Origin of the sequence: Pseudoalteromonas sp. AS71 (genome assembly GCF_038900275.1) — a bacterium.
In the GTDB taxonomy this organism is placed as follows: Bacteria; Pseudomonadota; Gammaproteobacteria; order Enterobacterales; family Alteromonadaceae; genus Pseudoalteromonas.
In genome coordinates, this window is sequence record NZ_JBBMQZ010000004.1 from 1 (window position 1) to 17,792 (window position 17,792).

The window sequence follows — 17,792 nt, forward strand, 5'->3', positions numbered from 1 at the left end:
AAACAGCGCCGATGATAGTGTAGCATTTGCTATGTGAAAGTAGGACATTACCAGGCTTCAAATTGTAGAAAGCCCGATTCGAAAGAGTCGGGCTTTTTTACGTCTGCAGAAAAGTAAAATGCGCGCAGTTAACACTCACATCAACATCCATCACGTAGGGCGAGCGAAGCGACTTCCGACGCTAGAATCACACCAAAAGCCCTCAATATCTCTGCACGCCGATAAGTATGTAGCATTTCACAGTGACTTTTTACCGCTGTGGGCACTCCGACATTCTACTGTGTAGGGCACCGACTTCACATTGTAGAAAGCCCGAGTCTAACGATTTTGGTTTTTTTACGTCTGCAGAAAAGTGAAAACGCGCAATTAACACACACTCACAGCAACACCCATCACGTAGGTCGGGCGGGCGTAGTGACTCTTGACGCTAAAATTATGTTTAATCACTCAATATCTCTGCACGCCGATAAGTATGTAGCATTTCACTGTTGTCCTTTACCGTTGTGTATAATAGCTTCTATTGCGTAGCGCACCGACTTCACATTGTAGAAAGTCTGTATCTAACAATTTGGGCTTTTTTGCGTCTATAGAAAGGAAAATATGAGTGAATAATATCGATATAAAATATATAAGCAGATTGGTATTACATAAAAAGTATGAGATCCTCATAAATTAAAGTTATTTTTAAATTAATGGTATGAGTTAATGACTAGCCATTAACAAACTACTGACTTAACTTGTTTATGAAGGCAATGAATACTAATATAATTTCATGACTATATAACTAAAATGTTTTGAGTTAGTTGTTTTAAAATTATCACCAATAATGATTGTGAGCTGTAACTAAATGCACTATGAAACATTTTTAGATGACTCTACTTCGCTAGTTGAATTTACACGTATTTACTTAGCTATTTTTTATACTTTTGTTGCGGGGTTTTATACATTTAGAATTATTTATAAAAATAGAAACACACCATCTGGCGTTGTTTATCCAGGAGATAAGTTTTGTTCTAGTTGGTGGAACCATATGGTTTTTAAGTTTTTCAGAGCTGCTATTTGGTTTGTATGTGTAGTGAGAGTGTTTGTACCTGAGTTAGATAGTTATTTGGGTCTGTTTTCGATATTTAATGGCTGGCCAGGAGTATTGTTTGGCGATATTTTATTAAGTGCGGGTTTTATTTTGACGATGTTTGTACATTTCCATATGTCTGAGCTTTGGCGATCAGGAATTGATCCTAAAGGACCGCATGAGCTTAAAACCTCTGGGTTATATGAATATTCTAGAAATCCGATGTATTTAGGTATCGTAGCAGCACAAGTAGGTTTCTTTTTAGCCTTACCTAGTATATTTAGTTTGATCTGCTTAGTGGTTGGTTTAATTGCTATATATAGACAAACTTTAGTTGAGGAAGCTCATTTGACCCATCGTTTTTCTACACAATATAAAGAGTATAAATTACTTGTCCCTCGCTGGTTATAGCTTGAGGTAAGGCTATAAGTATATTGAATGTAAATTAAGAGTTATGGGGTTTTCTATGTTGAATTGTAAAAGGTTCACACGATAGACAAAAATTAGATCACTTCTTTTTGTTCTATGTATTTTCCCATAAACTCTTTTTTAGAAATAGCCTTTGAAAAGAAGTAGCCCTGAATATAATCACAAGCAAGATGCTTTAATAGGTTGTATTGTTTTTGTGTCTCAACGCCTTCAGCAACAACCATAACATCTAGGTTGTGCGCCATGGTAATAATAGCTTTAACTAGAGCAATACTATTATCATTTGATTCAATATCTTTAATGAATGAACGATCTATTTTTAATATATCTATGTCTAAGCGCTGTAAATATGCAAGCGAAGAGTATCCAACACCAAAGTCGTCAATGGCTATGTCTATATTAATTGTACTTAAGCGTTTTAACTGTTGTTGTATTGACGAGTCTGGGTCCATTAATGTATTTTCTGTAACTTCAATTAAAATAGTATTTGCGGGAAGTTGGTATTTTTTGCTTGCGGTAATCCAATCATCCACCCAGCAACCAGCACGATCAATTTCAAGAGGTGATGTGTTCACACTTATTTGAATCGTTTTCTCACTCAAAATATTAAATTGGACGGTATCTTGAATTGCTTGAGATTTAACCCATTGCCCTATTCCGTTTATTAATCCATTTTTTTCTGCTACAGGTATAAACTCATTTGGTCCTATTAGACCCCGCGTAGGGTGATTCCAACGTATAAGGGCTTCAGCTTTTGGTACTGATTTTCCATCAATTGAAAAAATAGGTTGGTAATATAATTCAAATTGATTTTGAATGATTGCAATACGTATCTCTTCTATTAAACGACGCTTTTCTGTAGCTTTTTCTTCAATGGCATAAGAAAAGAACTCATAGCGATTACGCCCTTTATTCTTAGACAAGTACATTGCTTGATCAGCACGTTTAACGAGCTCTTCTACTGTTAAGCCATCAGCTGGGAAAAACGTTAAACCTATACTTGCTGTAACATACACTGTTTCTTTTTTTATTTTTATACTTTGCATTAAGCTGTTTTTTACAACTTCGGCAATTTTTGATGCCTCATCTGAACTACTTACGCCCTCTAAAATCAACGTAAATTCGTCTCCGCCTAAACGAGCTACTGTATCTTTACTTGTTATACAGCTTTGAAGTCTGGTTCCTACTTGGTGTAATAGTAAATCGCCGTAGTCATGGCCAAGGCTATCGTTTACCTCTTTAAAACCATCTAAATCGATAAATATAAGGGCGAATTTCATTCCTTCAACACTTACTAAGCTTTGTAGTTTCTCGTAAAAATACCGTCTATTTGGTAAATCGGTTAACCCGTCTTGGTAAGCATACTGTTGCAGCTGAGAATTTGCATTTTCAAGTTCGTTAGTGCGAAGCCTTACTTGATTTTCTAACGAATTTTCCCTTTGCTCAATATTGTGCAGCATATCGTTAAAACAAGAAGTAAGTTGACCCACTTCATCTTGAGATAATAGCTTGGCACGTAAGCTGTAATCATGTGATGTTGTTATTTTATTAGCCGTTTGCGCTAAATACAGTATTGGATTTAAAAATCGGCGCCTGAGTAATAAAGACAAAAGTAAACTTACTGCAAACGTAAAAGCCATTAAAATTAAAATAAACTTAATATAAAAAGTAATTCTATCTCTAATATAGCTGTCATTTGCACGTATTTGTAGGTCTCCATAATGGTTAGTGTCGAGCGTTAGAGGGGTATTTACTTCAATACTATGTTCAACTTCCATTGCTTCTGATTTAGCTATTGCTAATTGTTTTCCAGCCTTATTATTTACAGCTACGCTAATAACATCAGATCGAATCAGTATTGGATTAATAAGCTCCTGAATAGCTTCTATATCATCAAACATAAGTGCTGTTGTTATATTTGGGGAGAGCATCTTTGAGAGAGAATCTAAGCTTTCTATTTGGTCTTCTTTGGCACTTGTAATTTCATAAGCACTGAATACAAGAGTAACAGTTGCAGTAGAAACAAGTGCCACGCTCATTAGGATGAATAACAATTTTTTGCTTATTGTATTTAGTGCAAATAATTTCTTCATTGCATTATCTATCTACAACGCGGGCAAGGCGTAGTACTTTTGAACTAATAGTAATGCCTGCATCTTTAAGTTGCTTTGGCGCAATTTCGAAGCGAATTTTTCCACTCGATAGAAAAAATCGGATATGACCACCGTTTTGAATAAATACATCGGTTTCACCTACTACCATTATATTATTTTGCATTAAAGGTTTTGCAATGTTCCAAGCCTCTACAGTATCGGATGTAATGAATAGCATGTTGCATTTTGTACTAGCTAATTCCTCGAATGAAATAAATTTACTACGAAGTGGTAAGTCCTGAATTGTTCTGTTTTTCAAAGCAACGTTTGCTATATCAATGAAGTTTTGGTCTGGGCTACATAAAATAAATGCTTTTTGTTCACTTAACGAAGTATGCCATTGCCCAAATCTAGCGAAGTTATATAAAAAGCCTGCTTTTAACATATATTCTTTTTCCATAGCATAACTGTTCGTACTAAGTGAAAGTACAAAAAGTATTATAAGGCTATGAAATGATCGTTTAAATTTCAGCATTTATTAACTTAAAATGTCGCTTTAATAGTAAAGGTAATACATTCATCAATATAGTTAGGTATTGTGTAAGTTTCGCGAGTATTTCCATATTCTATATGAGAACCTGCAAATAAATTTTTACCTGAAAGCGCCGTTGACCACTTTGGATTGATTTGATAGTTCCAAGTAAGATCTAGAGTTGTGTAGCTATCGGTATTGTAAGCATCTGAATTTTCTACGCGCAATGTCGCAAATATATTATGGTTCTTAAGTGGTGTGTAATTGGCTTTAGCAAATAGCTGCCTATTCGTTGAATCAAACCCAATGGAGGGGGTTGTGCCTACTGGTAAGTCGTAATCAATCCTTGTGTAGCTGTAACCAAGTTCTGTACTTAGTGTATTTAAAGGGTGCCATGAAATAACAGCATCAAGGCCATTAGTCGTTGTTGCCCCTACAGATACTAAATCTAAATCAATTTGTGTTGTTGTGAGTGCTAAGGCCGCTTGCTGAAATTGCCCAGCTTGAAAAAAAGCGAGAGCGGGCAAAAACTGATCTGCGTGCGTATTTAAATTAATGACTGCAACGTGCTTAGCATCAGTATGAAAAGTCGAGAAGTCCACTGACCATTTTTCATCTGTAAATCGGTAACCTAATTCGTAGGATGTATAATTTTCTGATTTAACGTCATCGTTACCATTTAAAAATGTAGCAATACGATACTCGTCAATTGCTGTTACGCCAGTGCTTGAGCCTAACGCTTCGATAACTTTAGTACCGTTTACTGTAAAGTTATCATTAAACTCGATAAGGGTGGGTGTTCGTACACTTCTTGATAGAGCGCTCCATACTAAATGGTTTTCAATTGGTTTATACACGAGTCTTGCAGATGGTTGGTTTTCCCATCCAGTTAAATCATTATGATCGAATTTAGTGCCAATTATAAAGTCTAGTGTATTTGGAATGAAGTTATATTGAGCCTGAATAAGCCCGCCATATTGCTGTAAGCTATCAAGGTCTTTATCGCTGTCTAAAAACACGCTTTTTTCAAAAGAAATACTATTGTATCGATAACTCAACCCCCAATCTAATTGTAGGGACTGATAAATAAAGTTCATTTGATAATCTATATCAATAGATTCAAAATCTTCCTTTATATATTTTTGAGAACCGTTTTGTTTAAGCCAAGAGACTTGTAACATTTGATTGGCATCAGGCGAGATTCGATTTTCTAAGCGAGCCATAACGCGAGAGTCTGTTCGTTTTAAATCATCCGAAAATGCAATGTTTGCGTTGGTTTCATCTATAACGCCTCGATAGTTTTGGCCAAGTTTTGAGTGAGTTATATCGCCTTGAAGTAGTGCTGACCACTCATCACTAGGGGTAAAGTCAGCCCTAAAACCTAAAGAGTGTTGTTTGGAAGTATCGTTTGGAGTGAGTGAAATTCCTTTTTTTGACTCATTGGCATCTTTTAAGTGGCCGTAAACTCGGTAACTTCCTTTGTTACTTATATCACCACCATAGCGAAGGTTTGCATCAGCATTTATTTGGTTACCTGTGGTTATATTTGCGTATCCACCGCGAGTATCAATACTATTTTTAGTGATAATATTAATAACGCCATTATTTGCATTACTACCCCAAAGTAGTCCGCCTTGCCCGCGTATTACTTCAATGCGTTCAATATCGTATAAAGGAACATTTAGCGTTTCCCAATAGACTGCGGCAAATTTAGGTGTATATAAACTTTGCCCGTCAATCATTACTAACAGTTTGCTTGAAAAACGAGAAGCAATACCTCTTGAAGAAATAGCCCATTGATTGTTATCAAGCTGACGTACAATTAAACCAGGTACCATTTTAAGGGCTTCGGGAACTGAGGTTGCTCCAGACTTTGTTATTTGCTCTTTGCTAAGCACATAAATTGATGAGGCTGTATCGAAAGCTGACTGTGCTCTTTTCATCGCGGAAGTTACTTGCACATCCATACCCATTAAGGCATCAAGATCGAGGTCTTCATCTTCAAACGGCTCAGCCGTTACAAGAGGGCACACAAAAAGTAATGGCCAAAATAAACGTTGTGATATTTTCACCCGAAAGTCTCCTGCGCAATCAAAAAATCAAAAACAATGACTGTTTTTGTAATACATGTGATATCACACAATATTAACATACATTAACAGCGTAAAAGTATAAATGCGATTAAATCAAAATAACTAATGTTGTAGTAGTTAAAAATTTAACTACGGCCAATAAAACAATAAAAAATACAGTAGATACATTTTATACAAGTACATTTATTAAAGAGTAAAAAAATAGAAGTTACTGAGAGCTATATGGTTATTTACAATTTAAAATTTAGGCTATTTTTGAAGGACTTCAAAGTATTTTGCGGTTATTGATTATTTAACTTTGCATATCATGCTTTTGCAGGGCGATATTAATTATACGTGCACGATTAATCTAACTTTGTATTAATTATTAGTGTAGTTTCAATTACCTTTGCTTTTATTAAAGGTATATAGAATACTTAAATTCGCTTGGTTTTGCTTTAAAGGCACCAGAGTATGATGAAAAATGAATTGATTAATGTAGAAGAAGTACTCGATTTAATGCTTGATGCCGTGTGTGTGGTAGATAAACAAGGCACATTTGTTTTTGTAAGTGCTGCATTTGAGCAAATTTTTGGTTATACAGCCGATGAAGTTGTTGGCAAAAAAATGATTAACTATGTTTATGCCGGCGATCATCATAAAACCCATAATGCCGTAACTTCGCTATTGTCTGGCGAAACGGTAAACCCTCGCTTCGAAAACCGCTGGATGAGAAAAGATGGTCAAGTAGTCCATATATTATGGTCTGTTCGCTGGTCAGAGCAACATCAAGTAAGAATTGCTGTAGCGCACGACATAACCGAGCGTAAAGTAATGGAAGAACAACTACATTACATGGCACGGCACGATGTATTAACAGGTCTGCCTAATCGATCTTTATTGATGGACCAGTTAGAAAAGGTAATTATTAGTGCAACTACAAACAACACATTTTTTTCTTTACTGTTTATAGACATAAATGGCTTTAAAGCAGTAAACGACACCCACGGACACGAAACTGGCGATAAGCTTTTATGCGCCATTGCAAAAAGGCTCTCAGCATCGGTTAGACACTACGATACAGTAGGGCGTTTAGGCGGAGATGAATTTTTGATTATTTTAGATAATTTAAGTTCTGGCCACGAAACTGTCAGAATCAAAAATAAAGTCCTCACTGAGTTTAAGGACGTCTTTAAGTTAGGTGACGTACTACTAAATATTTCCCCCAGTATTGGCATTGCAAACTACCCAGAGCACGGCCAGACAGATCACGAACTTATAAAATATGCCGACCAAGCGATGTATAAAAATAAACAACGAGGGTTAGATAACGTAACCTACTTACCTCAATAACTAAGCTGAACTACCACCTTATATTAAACAATAGTCAAAACGCCCTTAACTATAATACCTTACTTGCCGCCATATTTTTAATATCGGTTTGCCAGTGCTGCGCTAAAAAGTCGATGAAAGCACGCACTGCCGTTTGCTGATAATTACGTGATAAATAAACTGTCCACAAATTATGTCCAGATGATAATGCAGGCGATTACCGTGTTGGCAGCAATACATATTTTACTAATGACGCAGGCGAGAGCAAAGTTTCGGTCACTGATTACGCAACAGCAATGGTTGATGAAGCGCAAAAAGCAGTGTACGTAAATCAGCATATTAGTATTGCCTACTAACATGATTACTACTCAAAAACGTTTGATTATTTAGATATAACAATACTGGCTCATAAGGCTAAAATAATTTAATCTGAGCGTATTAATTCTTATTAAATTACTGGCCTTATGAGTCTTCTTTTTTCTCTTGCGTTAGCAAGCCTTCCCGCTTTACCTGAGCCAGTTGCGAATAATGCTGTTGCTAAAGTTATAGTACAAAACCAAACCTATTTTTTAAGCTTTATGGGATTAGGCAGCGATAAGCTTCACTCGTCAGTGCATAACAAAGTGTGGGCGCTTAAAGTTGGCGATTCACAGTGGCAACCCAAAACTGGTGTGCCTTCAAGCTTGCCATTAAAAGGGCGCTTAGCTAGCACCGCAGTCGGTTTAGGCGAGTACGTCTATGTATTTGGCGGCTATACGGTAGCAGAGGATCATACTGAAGTTTCTAGCCCAGACGTTTATAAGTACGACGTAATAAAAGATACTTACACTCATCTTGCGAGCATGCCAGTACCCGTAGACGATAGCGTAGCGCTGAGCTACAAAGCGCGTTACATTTATCTAATTAGCGGTTGGCATAACGATGGCAACGTAAACTTAGTGCAAGTATACGACACGCAAAATAATACATGGCAACAAGCCTCGCCATTTTTAGGTGAACCCGTGTTTGGTCAGGCAGCTGCAATTAGTGGGAATACCATTGTTATTTGTGATGGCGTTAAAACACAAGCTAACCCTGATTCGCGTCGCTCGTTTGCAGGTGTAGCACAGTGCTTAAAAGGCACAATAGATTCAACTAATCCACAAAAAATAGATTGGCGTACGTTGCCTCATCCAACTGGCACCGCTCACTATCGAATGGCAGCTAGCAGCTATAATGGCAATATTTATATGATGGCAGGCTCTAATAACCCATATAACTACAGCGCAATAGGTTACGACGGTAAACCTGCACCAGCAAGTGATCATGTTTGGCGTTTTAGTGTGGATAAAAACGAATGGCAGGTTTTATCACCGGCTAAAGTAAAAAGTATGGATCACCGTGGCCTACTAGAGCACAAAGGTGTTTTATACCGAGTTGGCGGCATTGATAATAACCAGCAAGTAAGTGCTAACGTACTCAGTTATAAGGCTGAAAAATGAACACCCTTTACATTACCGGCGCAGGAGTAAGTGCAGCCAGTGGCATTCCCACTTTTAGAGGTGAGGACGGTTATTGGACCATAGGCAGTAAAAATTATACGCCTTTGGAAATGGCAACACGCGCAATGTATCAAAATGCCCCTAAAGAGTTTTTAGCATGGTATTACCATCGCTTTGCAACGTATCGCAACCACGGCCCAAATGACGTGCATCATTGGCTGAGTAACAAAAATCTAATTACTCAAAACATAGATGGGCTTGATGGCAAAGCAGGTAATAAAAACTACATTGCTATTCATGGCAGGCTTGATCAAATGACCTTATTTCACCATCAAGGCGATGACGTAACCCCTTTTACCGCTCCGTGGGAAAAGGTCGATGAAAGCTGCTTGCACAACTCTTTATTTGATGTGTTTAATATTCAAAACCAAGCACCTGAGCTTAATTACTCTTTTAAACCCTTTGTTTTATTGTTTGATGAGTACTACACCGAGCTTTATAGAATTAGCGAAGCGCAAAAGCGTATGAGCAACGCCGATAAAATCGTATTTATAGGTACCTCGTTTAGCGTTAACATTACGCAAATGGCGATTGAAATAGCCCGCGATTACAATATTCCCATTGAAGTTGTAGACCCCGAGCCAGCTCATATTTTACACCCCAATGTGAGCTATAAAAAAATGACGGCACTGGAATACATTCAAAACAATTAAAGTAAGCATTTTATGAGCATTTAACGTGCAATATTTAATGTTATTTACAATTCTGCAAAGTTTTTATCTCTCCAGTTATACATGTTGTTCTATAATGAAAGTAATCTCCTTTAAAAACATAATAATATATAAGAGACATAAATGAGTGATTTAACCGCAATAGCCAATTTATCAATATTATTAGTAGAACCTTCGGACGTTCAACAAAAAATAATTATAAAATCGTTATTAGATAGTGGCGTTAAACAAGTAGAAACGGCAACCACACAAGAGCAAACATTAGCACTTCTTATTAAATATCAACCAGATTTAGTCATAAGCGCAATGTATTTGGCCGATGGAACAGCCGACACCTTATTGCAAAAAATCAGATCAAACCCAAGCACCGAACATCAACCGTTTATGCTCGTATCAAGCGAGCGAAATAAAAAGTATTTAGAGCAACTACGTCAATCGGGTGTATTAGCCATTTTACCAAAGCCTTTTAGTGCAACCGCTATTACACGCGCTCTTAAAGCCACGCTAGATATAATTAGTGAAGAAGAAGTAGACCTTGAACATTTTGATGTAACATTGCTAAGAGTGCTGGTTGTAGATGACAGCCGCTTTGCGCGTAAACACATTATTCGTGTACTTGCGGGTATGGGAATACCTGCCCCAGTAGAAGCCGAAAATGGTAAAGAAGCTATTGAGCACTTAAACAACCAATCATTCGACTTAATAGTAACCGACTACAACATGCCAGAAATGGACGGGCGAGAACTAACCGAAACCGTTAGAAGCTCAAATAGCTACTCGCATATTCCTATTTTAATGGTGAGCTCAGAAGCCAACGAAACACATTTAGCAAATATAGCCCAAGCAGGGGTAGATGCAATTTGTGATAAACCGTTTGAGCCAGCAACCGTAAAAGATTTACTGTTTAAAATAATGTCTTAAATTATTAACCCAAAGGCTAACGTTAAAACACATTAGCCTAAGTGAATATAATAAAAGCAGCGCTTGTTAAAAGTCGCTGCTTTTATTTTATTGGCTAGGTACGTTATAAAGGCTAAACGCCACAAAACATAATATAACTGCAATTGCGGTATCAAATACTCGCCATCTAAATGGTGAACTTAATATGCTTTTAAGTTTAGGTGCAAAAAGTACTAAGCTGCTAAACCAAATTATTGAGCCAACACAAGCGCCAAGTGCAAAATGCATTGGGTCTGGTTGTAAAGCGCCAATATTGCCAAGTAATAACACGGTATCTAAATACACATGTGGATTTAACAAACTAATTGCAAAGGCCGAAAGAGCAGTACTCCACCAGCTTACTTTTTCTACTTGGCTTACCTTTAAACCCGAAGTCCCTTTAACTGCTCGCATTGCAGATCCATACGCTAAGTACAAGAGCATCGCAATACCGCCCCACGTTAACCAAGGTAGTAAGCCCGGTAATAATTGCTGTAATTCATTTGCTGCAAATACACCTATTAAAATAAGAGTCGCGTCGCAAATAATGCATACCGAGGCTAAAACAAACCGATTAGCGCCAGCCATACATTGGCTTAAAATCCAGATGTTTTGCGCGCCAATAGCAATAATTAAACTTAGTCCCAGAATCACACCCGATAAAAACGACATACTTTAAATCCACTCAATTATTCAATGCCTTGCAGGGTAGGGGGTATTCTGTTACAAATCCAATGAATATATTTAGGGTTATATGCGTAAAACTCATGATTGATTATCAACTACTCAATGCACTGTCGGCGGTTATTAGTGAAGGCGGGTTTGAAAAAGCCTCTAAAAAACTATTTATTACGCAATCGGCAGTAAGTCGGCGAATTCATCAACTCGAAGCCAAACTTGGAGAGCCTGTAATTATTAGAACGCAGCCACCGCGTCCGACTGCTCTTGGCAAGCGTTTACTTAATCATTTACAACAAGTGCTGCAGTTAGAAGTTGCTTTAAACGTAGATGCACTTAACGAACACTCCAGCTTAAATACACCTCTTAGTGTAAAGTTGGCTGCCAATGCTGACTCACTAGCTACATGGTTGCCAGAAGCCCTTGCCATACTAGATACAGAATCTGATTGTAAATTTAGATTTGAAGTGATCTCAGAAGATCAATCCATCGCTCATAAAAGAATGAAAGATGGCGAGGTAATGGTGTGTATCAGCTCATCTCCTGAGCCTGTAAATGGCGGGTTAGCAAGCCCATTAGGCGCTATACGCTACAAGGCAATTGCGAGTCCTGACTTTATTAAACAGCATAATCTCACTTCGCTTTCGCAATTGGCGCAGCTGCCCTGTTTAGTTTTTAGTGAATACGACAAGCTACAGCACCAGTTTTTAGCCGATATTAACGGCTCAACGCCAGAGTATATGCATATATATCCTTCATCAGAGGGATTTAAACAAGCCATGATAGCAGGCCTAGGCTATGGTTTATTGCCGACTTTGCAGCTTGGCGATTCCTTGCAAAAAGGGGAGTTAGTTGACTTATTTCCAGAGTATTATATTGATACGCCCTTGTACTGGCATTATTGGCAAAGTGAAAGCCCGCAACTTAAAGCACTGCGTAAGTTTGCAACGCAAGTTGCGGCTAACCGATTAGAACCAATTTAAAGGTGTTTATAACTGCCCTAATCTATAAATAAGTAATGCGGTTTTTTTAATGTTTTTATCAAGGCTGGTTAAATCGGCCGTTTCGTTTTTAGTGTGCGCACCGCTACCCATTAAGCCCAAACCATCAAGTGCCATATCAACATGGTTTGCCGCAAACGAAATATCTGCCGCACCTGCATTGCGAGGGTTGGCGGCTACTACTTTGTTGAAGCCTAAATCGTGGCTTGCGTCGCTATATAATTCTAATAGCTTTTTATTACCATCAGTTAATGCCATTGGCGGGTAACCGTCTTCAAAAATAAGCTCTGCTTTACTGCCATTTAGACTGTTGCTAGCAATAAGTTGCATTGATCTTTTTGCGTTTTCTAATTGTTTTGGTGAAAGTGCGCGTAAATCACCTGCTACATGCACGGTTTGAGCTATTACATTACTTTTACCAAACGCCGTTGCTGACGAATTAGCACTGTCGTAATCGGCATTTGTACCGCCCACAATAAGCCCCGGGTTAAATGTTAAATTAGGTTGCGTGGCAAGTTGCTCTCTAAAATCATTTAAAATGCGTGATGCTTCGTAAATAGCGCCATAACCAACGCTTTCGCTAAATATTTGTGACGAATGCGCTGCATTTGCCGTTACGTTTAGCGTCCAGCCGGTATAACCACGGCGCGCCGCCATAGCTGTTTTTATATTGTTATCGCCATTTTCATAACCAAGCGCTACGTCAGCCCAAATTGCCGCATCAACAATAGCTTGTTTAGATAAGCTAAGCGGGCGACCGCTGCTTTCTTCATCGCCGGTTAGTAACACTTTTATGCTTACATTTTCGAGTAAATTAAGGGCTTGTAAGCTTTTAAGTGCAGTAATTATTACCGTGTTACCGCCTTTCATATCGGCTACACCTGGGCCACTGGCCGTATCGGCATCAAGCTGTTTGTAGGTAGTAAAGTTATCGTTTTTGGCAAATACCGTATCTAGATGGCCGATCATCAGTATTTTTATTGCATCGGGGTTTTTACTTTCATGCGTTGCCAGTACATGCCCTGCGCGGTTAAACGCACTGCCATCAAGCCATTCTACTTTAAAACCTATGGCTTTAAGCTGCTCGCTTGTCAGCGCACCTACTTTTTTTACACCTTCAATATTAAGCGAACCGCTATTAATATTTACGGCTTGCTCTATTTCTTTAAGTGCTTGGGGAATGTTTTTATCGACCTGTTTTACTATTTCACGCTCGTTTTTATCAAGCGCCGCATGGCTTGTAAGCGGTAAGGTACTAGCAAGTGTGAGAATAAGTGCATAGCTAAATTTTAAAAATGACATAACAGCATAATAAGTGAGAAATAAGAGTATTTAATATGAAGTAAAAATACACAGTATTCAATAGAAGGTGATTGTGATTTTTAACTAATTTTATAAGCAATAACGAGTTACAAGTTTAAGGGTTAAAGGGTGAACGTGTTATTAGTTTAAACACAGGTACTTAAAATATAATCTTTTAATTAATAATCAAGCTGCATAACTAAACAGTAATTTGTCTGATATTACTGATCTCCACCATTTTGGGGTTTTGCTGCATTTAGAAAAGGTAAGGCGAATCTAACTAACTGTTTACAGTTGTTTATTTTATAGCTAGGATAAAATCATTGTAATATAAAGACATTTGTCGGTTTGTAAAACGACAAATGTCGTAGACTAAATTGTTAGGGTTTACGGAGAAACTGGTGCAAATCAAATCTATTATTTTTATTCTTTCCTTATTTTCATTTTCATCATTTGCCAATGACATTAATGAATTCTGGGCTGCGGAACCTGAATATCTTAAAGTTGTTAAAATCAATGTGTCACAACTTTATAATGAAAACCCTGATCTACATGTCATTGAGTTTTCGATTAAACGTGACCCTACGAAAATTGAATCAGAAAATGAGTATTTCATTTATCTTAAAGCACTCGATAAAGCAGATATAACTTTAGATCCAGATCCTGCTGTTCAAGCTTGGGCAAAATCAGAAGGTATTGAGGCAAATGAAATCGCAGTCTATAGTGCAATTTTTAAGTTGCCCAAAGGTGAGTTTAAGCCTTATATGCTATCAGTTATTCAATCTCGTACTTTTTTACAAAATAAATGGGCGGAGTTGGTAAAACCCTAACAAGGCAAATAAAACGGGACTGCTAACAGTTTGCTCGGTTTCGCTCCGCTTCACATTTTAGCAAACTATTAATCAGCCCCTTATTGTGGGCGTTAGTGTTCAGGAGAGTTCGGTGTACACGGAAGATGATAAAGTTCTTTTAAAGTATTTAGCAGAACACTTTATTAATAAAGGGAACAGCATGATGACTTCTGATTTAGAAGCCCTCGATTGCTATTCTGAAGTATCAATAAATAAGCTACGTACTCTGAAGCTTGTTAAATATGATACAGACATATCATTACAAATTAATTCGAGTATAGTTTCTGAGAAAGATAAACTTGAAGCTCTCCCAGACCATTTTCAGGATCTTAAAAAGTGGTGGTTTAGTAAAAAATGGGCTGTAATTTTTACAGTGATATTTTTAATTTTACCTGCTCTAAAAACATACATTGATGTAGTTGGGCTTCTCTTAAAATGAACACTAACAAGTCACTGCAAAGGACTAAAAACAGCTGGCTATTGCTCGTGCCTCGCTATTTTAGCCATCAATTTTTAGCCTCTGAGTGAGGCGTTAGCTTTCAAATGAACATCGTCGAAATTAATGCAATGATATTAGCCTTAGAATGTGGGGCTTTAAAAATAAATAACGTCACAGAGTGGGCGGATTCATTGATCTTAAAAGCCGATGAACCTGATATCCGATTATTTGATGTATCGGTTTCAAAAAATACTAATGATGCCGTGTTAGCGCTCCAAGAATTTGGATTATCAACTGACTCGAAATTAGTCGCAAAAAAGGCCTTTTCGATATTCGTAAAAGCATTAGAAAACAACACTACTACCTACGAGAAAGTATCACAGAAAATTTATGAGATGGCTTTTGAACCAAACATCTTCATACCAGATGAACAAGCCGAAAATCAAATGATGAGTTTTTGGGACTCGCTAGATATTGCCAATGATGGTATTTACGGAAATCCTGTGGAGATAAAAATGGAGATGTTGGCTTTTTTGAAGCAGTATGAAAGCTAACAAGCGCATAAACACTCGCTTCGCTCGCGTGGGACAAATATATGTAGGCCCCCTGCGCTTCGCTTGGTATTTTAGCCTACATATAATTGCCCGTTATGCGGGAAGTTATATGTACTGAGCTCCAGATGTGGAATTGTCTAAACTGCAAAACTGATAATGTTGATTCTTCAATGTATTGCATAAAGTGCGATGCTCCATCAACTGTGTATGTGAACAAAGATAATGATTCTCATGAGTTCAAAGAAAACGTATATAGTTTTGCTCTGTTATTGCGAGCCTCTCCAATTATTCTATTAGTTTTTGTTTTAGCTTGGCTAGCAGTGGAAAACTTTTAAATTAGTACGGTGGTAAGCACATATAACAAGTCACTCAAAAGGACAAATAACAGTTGGTTTTTGCTCCTTCGTCGCTTATTTTAACCAACTATTATTTGCCTCTTAGTGAGGCGTTATGTTTCAATCATGGAAGGTGCAAATAAATATGTTTGGTTTTATATTTAAATATATATTCTTTAGTATTATTAACGTCGTTTTATTCCTTCTAGCAAGTTTTGCTTTAATGGCGTTGCTACCTGAAACTATCGTAAATGGAGATACATTCGAGTTGGTCTATGGAATAGTTTTTATTTCTTTTTTAGTTCTAACTGGCTTTGTAGTAAACCATCAAATCACCCCAAAAGTTGGCTTTATCGAAGGCTGGAAACTTGGGTTTCTAAGTATAAAAATGTATATTAAGCCCTGAGTAACTGAAACATAAAAAGAATTTCAAGCAGGACAAAATATAGTTGGCTTTTGTTCACTCCGTTCACCTATTTTAGCCAACTATATTTTGCCTCTTAAATGGGCGTTATACGCACAAAGGACATGTAGTTGAATAACGAAGCTGTTAAACCAAAATACTTAAATTACACTGAGATATTGGGTTTTAAAATTCCTTTAGTGTGGTGTTCGTTAGCTATGTTAATTGGCCTAATATTTCATGAAGTTGTAGAAGCTATTTTAGTACCGCCGCTAACGTTATTGATGGTTTATATTTGTCATAAAATAACCAGTTTTTTCCTGAGCTTTCAGGAACACAGTGGGATTTTGAGTGAGAAAGTTTATGGTGTGATAATTAGATTCATTTGGTTTAGTGCTGTACTTGGATTTTTCATATCTCTTTTTAGTGCCGCTTTTGAATCTGTAAACAACGAAGTAAATTTTGAATTTTTCAATGGTGTTTTTAGTATTGTCTATTTTGGTTTTGCTTTGGCAGCGGCTAATAAGTGGGGTAAAACCTATGTTCCCAAACATTAGCGTAATATGTGCGTATAACAAAAACATCAACTGGGAAACTACTCGCTGTAAAGCGCTCGTATTTTCCAGTTATATTAAGCGTTATGTGGCATGGAGTCAGCATTGAGTCAATTTGAACTAATTATAGGGTTGATAATCTGGGTATGGATATTCGTAAGCTCATTTCTGTTTAATTATTTGGAAAATAGTTGCATTGATAACATGCAAAAACATTCAGACTCAGAAATAGAGAACCCAAGTAAAAATTCTTGGATAAACCCTTTTGGTGGTTTTAAAAATTTATTGTTTTTTATTACCTATAAGCCTAAAACTTCTGACTCTACAGGTTTTGTTGTAGCGGCTAAAAATGGGAAAGTATTACAAGCGGTGTACTTCATTCAACTTATTTGTGTTGTTGGTGTATTTATAGCTTTTAAAGCTTAATAAAATTTACAGTACACTGCCACATAACAAGACGATCCAATAAGGACAAAAAACAGTTAGTTTTGCTCCAGCGTGAATTACAGTGACACCCAATCTAAATCTTGTAATGCTTTAAAAACGCTTAGGGTTAATTAAAGGAGATCATTTTTTAATTGAATTTGGCTGTTGGAGTTATTTTACAGTCTCGTTAGTTGCCAAGGATAATAATGAGAACATTTCAGCTTTTAGGTTTTATACTTGCGATTGTTGGGTTTATTTTAGGCTACGTGATGCTAGCCCCAATTGATGGTGAAGCATCCGACGCTTCAGCAGGAGGTACAGGCATAGGCATTATGTTTATGGTGTTACCTATACTTGGTTGGTCTGCGTTAATATTAGTGCCCTCTTCAGTAGCATTGTTCAACCATGAAGTAAGAGAACGCACTTATTTCAGAGGCAATTTTTGGCTAAACCTTTGGAAAGTAAACCTAATTATTTCTTTTGGATATATTGCCGTTGTCTTATATTTTGCTTACATATGGTTTAAGGGCAGCATTGGCAATTAATAAGACTTTAAATGCGTAATACC

At 37.2% G+C, this 17,792-nt stretch carries 17 protein-coding genes and 1 pseudogene; 12 read left to right on the plus strand and 6 right to left on the minus strand.

Annotated features, from left to right (window positions below; genetic code table 11):
• Positions 1–847 precede the first annotated feature (847 nt).
• Entirely contained in the window at positions 848–1,483 is a 636-nt protein-coding gene (locus tag WNY98_RS03870) for an isoprenylcysteine carboxylmethyltransferase family protein (RefSeq protein WP_024598455.1), read from the plus strand.
• A 92-nt stretch (positions 1,484–1,575) separates the two neighbouring features.
• Here the strand turns inward: WNY98_RS03870 and WNY98_RS03875 are convergent, their stop codons facing one another.
• From WNY98_RS03875 to WNY98_RS03885, 3 genes are all read right to left on the minus strand, one after another.
• Positions 1,576–3,594: an EAL domain-containing protein gene (locus WNY98_RS03875; RefSeq protein WP_170071185.1), complete on the minus strand. Its 2,019-nt coding sequence runs from the start codon at positions 3,592–3,594 to the stop codon at positions 1,576–1,578.
• A 4-nt stretch (positions 3,595–3,598) separates the two neighbouring features.
• On the minus strand, positions 3,599–4,054 hold the full coding sequence (locus WNY98_RS03880; protein WP_342877177.1) for a YfiR family protein: 456 nt from the start codon (positions 4,052–4,054) through the stop codon (positions 3,599–3,601).
• Positions 4,055–4,137: 83 nt separating this feature from the next.
• On the minus strand, positions 4,138–6,198 hold the full coding sequence (locus WNY98_RS03885; RefSeq protein ID WP_342877178.1) for a TonB-dependent receptor: 2,061 nt from the start codon (positions 6,196–6,198) through the stop codon (positions 4,138–4,140).
• 474 nt (positions 6,199–6,672) lie between these two features.
• Between WNY98_RS03885 and WNY98_RS03890 the strand changes: the two genes are divergently transcribed.
• Positions 6,673–7,551, plus strand: coding sequence for a sensor domain-containing diguanylate cyclase (locus tag WNY98_RS03890; protein WP_342877179.1), 879 nt, complete (start codon positions 6,673–6,675; stop codon positions 7,549–7,551).
• A 49-nt stretch (positions 7,552–7,600) separates the two neighbouring features.
• Here WNY98_RS03890 and WNY98_RS03895 read toward each other — a convergent pair.
• Positions 7,601–7,720 (minus strand): annotated as a pseudogene (locus WNY98_RS03895) (LysR family transcriptional regulator); the annotation flags it as partial.
• 274 nt (positions 7,721–7,994) lie between these two features.
• On the opposite strand from WNY98_RS03895, the gene WNY98_RS03900 reads away from it, so the two are divergent.
• From WNY98_RS03900 to WNY98_RS03910, 3 genes are all read left to right on the plus strand, one after another.
• Positions 7,995–9,011, plus strand: coding sequence for a galactose oxidase (locus WNY98_RS03900; RefSeq protein ID WP_342877180.1), 1,017 nt, complete (start codon positions 7,995–7,997; stop codon positions 9,009–9,011).
• Entirely contained in the window at positions 9,008–9,724 is a 717-nt protein-coding gene (locus tag WNY98_RS03905; RefSeq protein ID WP_342877181.1) for a Sir2 family NAD-dependent protein deacetylase, read from the plus strand. Before WNY98_RS03900 ends, WNY98_RS03905 begins: the two co-directional genes overlap by 4 nt.
• Positions 9,725–9,865: 141 nt before the next feature.
• Entirely contained in the window at positions 9,866–10,663 is a 798-nt protein-coding gene (locus tag WNY98_RS03910) for a response regulator (protein WP_076924360.1), read from the plus strand.
• Between the two features lie 87 nt (positions 10,664–10,750).
• Here WNY98_RS03910 and WNY98_RS03915 read toward each other — a convergent pair whose 3' ends face one another.
• Positions 10,751–11,353: a LysE family transporter gene (locus tag WNY98_RS03915; RefSeq protein ID WP_342877182.1), complete on the minus strand. Its 603-nt coding sequence runs from the start codon at positions 11,351–11,353 to the stop codon at positions 10,751–10,753.
• Positions 11,354–11,448: 95 nt separating this feature from the next.
• Between WNY98_RS03915 and WNY98_RS03920 the strand changes: the two genes are divergently transcribed.
• The gene (locus tag WNY98_RS03920) at positions 11,449–12,342 is read left to right on the plus strand and encodes a LysR family transcriptional regulator ArgP (RefSeq protein WP_342877183.1); all 894 of its coding nucleotides are present in this window, start codon (positions 11,449–11,451) and stop codon (positions 12,340–12,342) included.
• A 6-nt stretch (positions 12,343–12,348) separates the two neighbouring features.
• On the opposite strand, the gene WNY98_RS03925 is transcribed toward WNY98_RS03920, so the two are convergent.
• The gene (locus tag WNY98_RS03925; RefSeq protein WP_342877184.1) at positions 12,349–13,662 is read right to left on the minus strand and encodes a M20/M25/M40 family metallo-hydrolase; all 1,314 of its coding nucleotides are present in this window, start codon (positions 13,660–13,662) and stop codon (positions 12,349–12,351) included.
• Between the two features lie 401 nt (positions 13,663–14,063).
• Between WNY98_RS03925 and WNY98_RS03930 the strand changes: the two genes are divergently transcribed.
• The 6 genes from WNY98_RS03930 (at position 14,064) to WNY98_RS03955 (ending at position 17,769) form a co-directional block, all read left to right on the plus strand.
• Positions 14,064–14,492 carry a hypothetical protein gene (locus WNY98_RS03930; protein WP_342877185.1) on the plus strand — a complete coding sequence of 143 codons (429 nt, stop codon included), beginning with the start codon at positions 14,064–14,066 and terminating at the stop codon, positions 14,490–14,492.
• A gap of 112 nt (positions 14,493–14,604) precedes the next feature.
• A complete protein-coding gene (locus WNY98_RS03935) occupies positions 14,605–14,952 on the plus strand; it encodes a hypothetical protein (protein WP_342877186.1) in 348 nt (115 codons plus the stop codon).
• A gap of 104 nt (positions 14,953–15,056) precedes the next feature.
• On the plus strand, positions 15,057–15,506 hold the full coding sequence (locus tag WNY98_RS03940; RefSeq protein WP_342877187.1) for a hypothetical protein: 450 nt from the start codon (positions 15,057–15,059) through the stop codon (positions 15,504–15,506).
• A gap of 869 nt (positions 15,507–16,375) precedes the next feature.
• Positions 16,376–16,801, plus strand: coding sequence for a hypothetical protein (locus WNY98_RS03945; protein WP_076926134.1), 426 nt, complete (start codon positions 16,376–16,378; stop codon positions 16,799–16,801).
• A 102-nt stretch (positions 16,802–16,903) separates the two neighbouring features.
• The gene (locus tag WNY98_RS03950; RefSeq protein WP_145990803.1) at positions 16,904–17,224 is read left to right on the plus strand and encodes a hypothetical protein; all 321 of its coding nucleotides are present in this window, start codon (positions 16,904–16,906) and stop codon (positions 17,222–17,224) included.
• Positions 17,225–17,430: 206 nt separating this feature from the next.
• Positions 17,431–17,769, plus strand: coding sequence for a hypothetical protein (locus tag WNY98_RS03955; RefSeq protein ID WP_007586232.1), 339 nt, complete (start codon positions 17,431–17,433; stop codon positions 17,767–17,769).
• Positions 17,770–17,792: the final 23 nt, after the last annotated feature.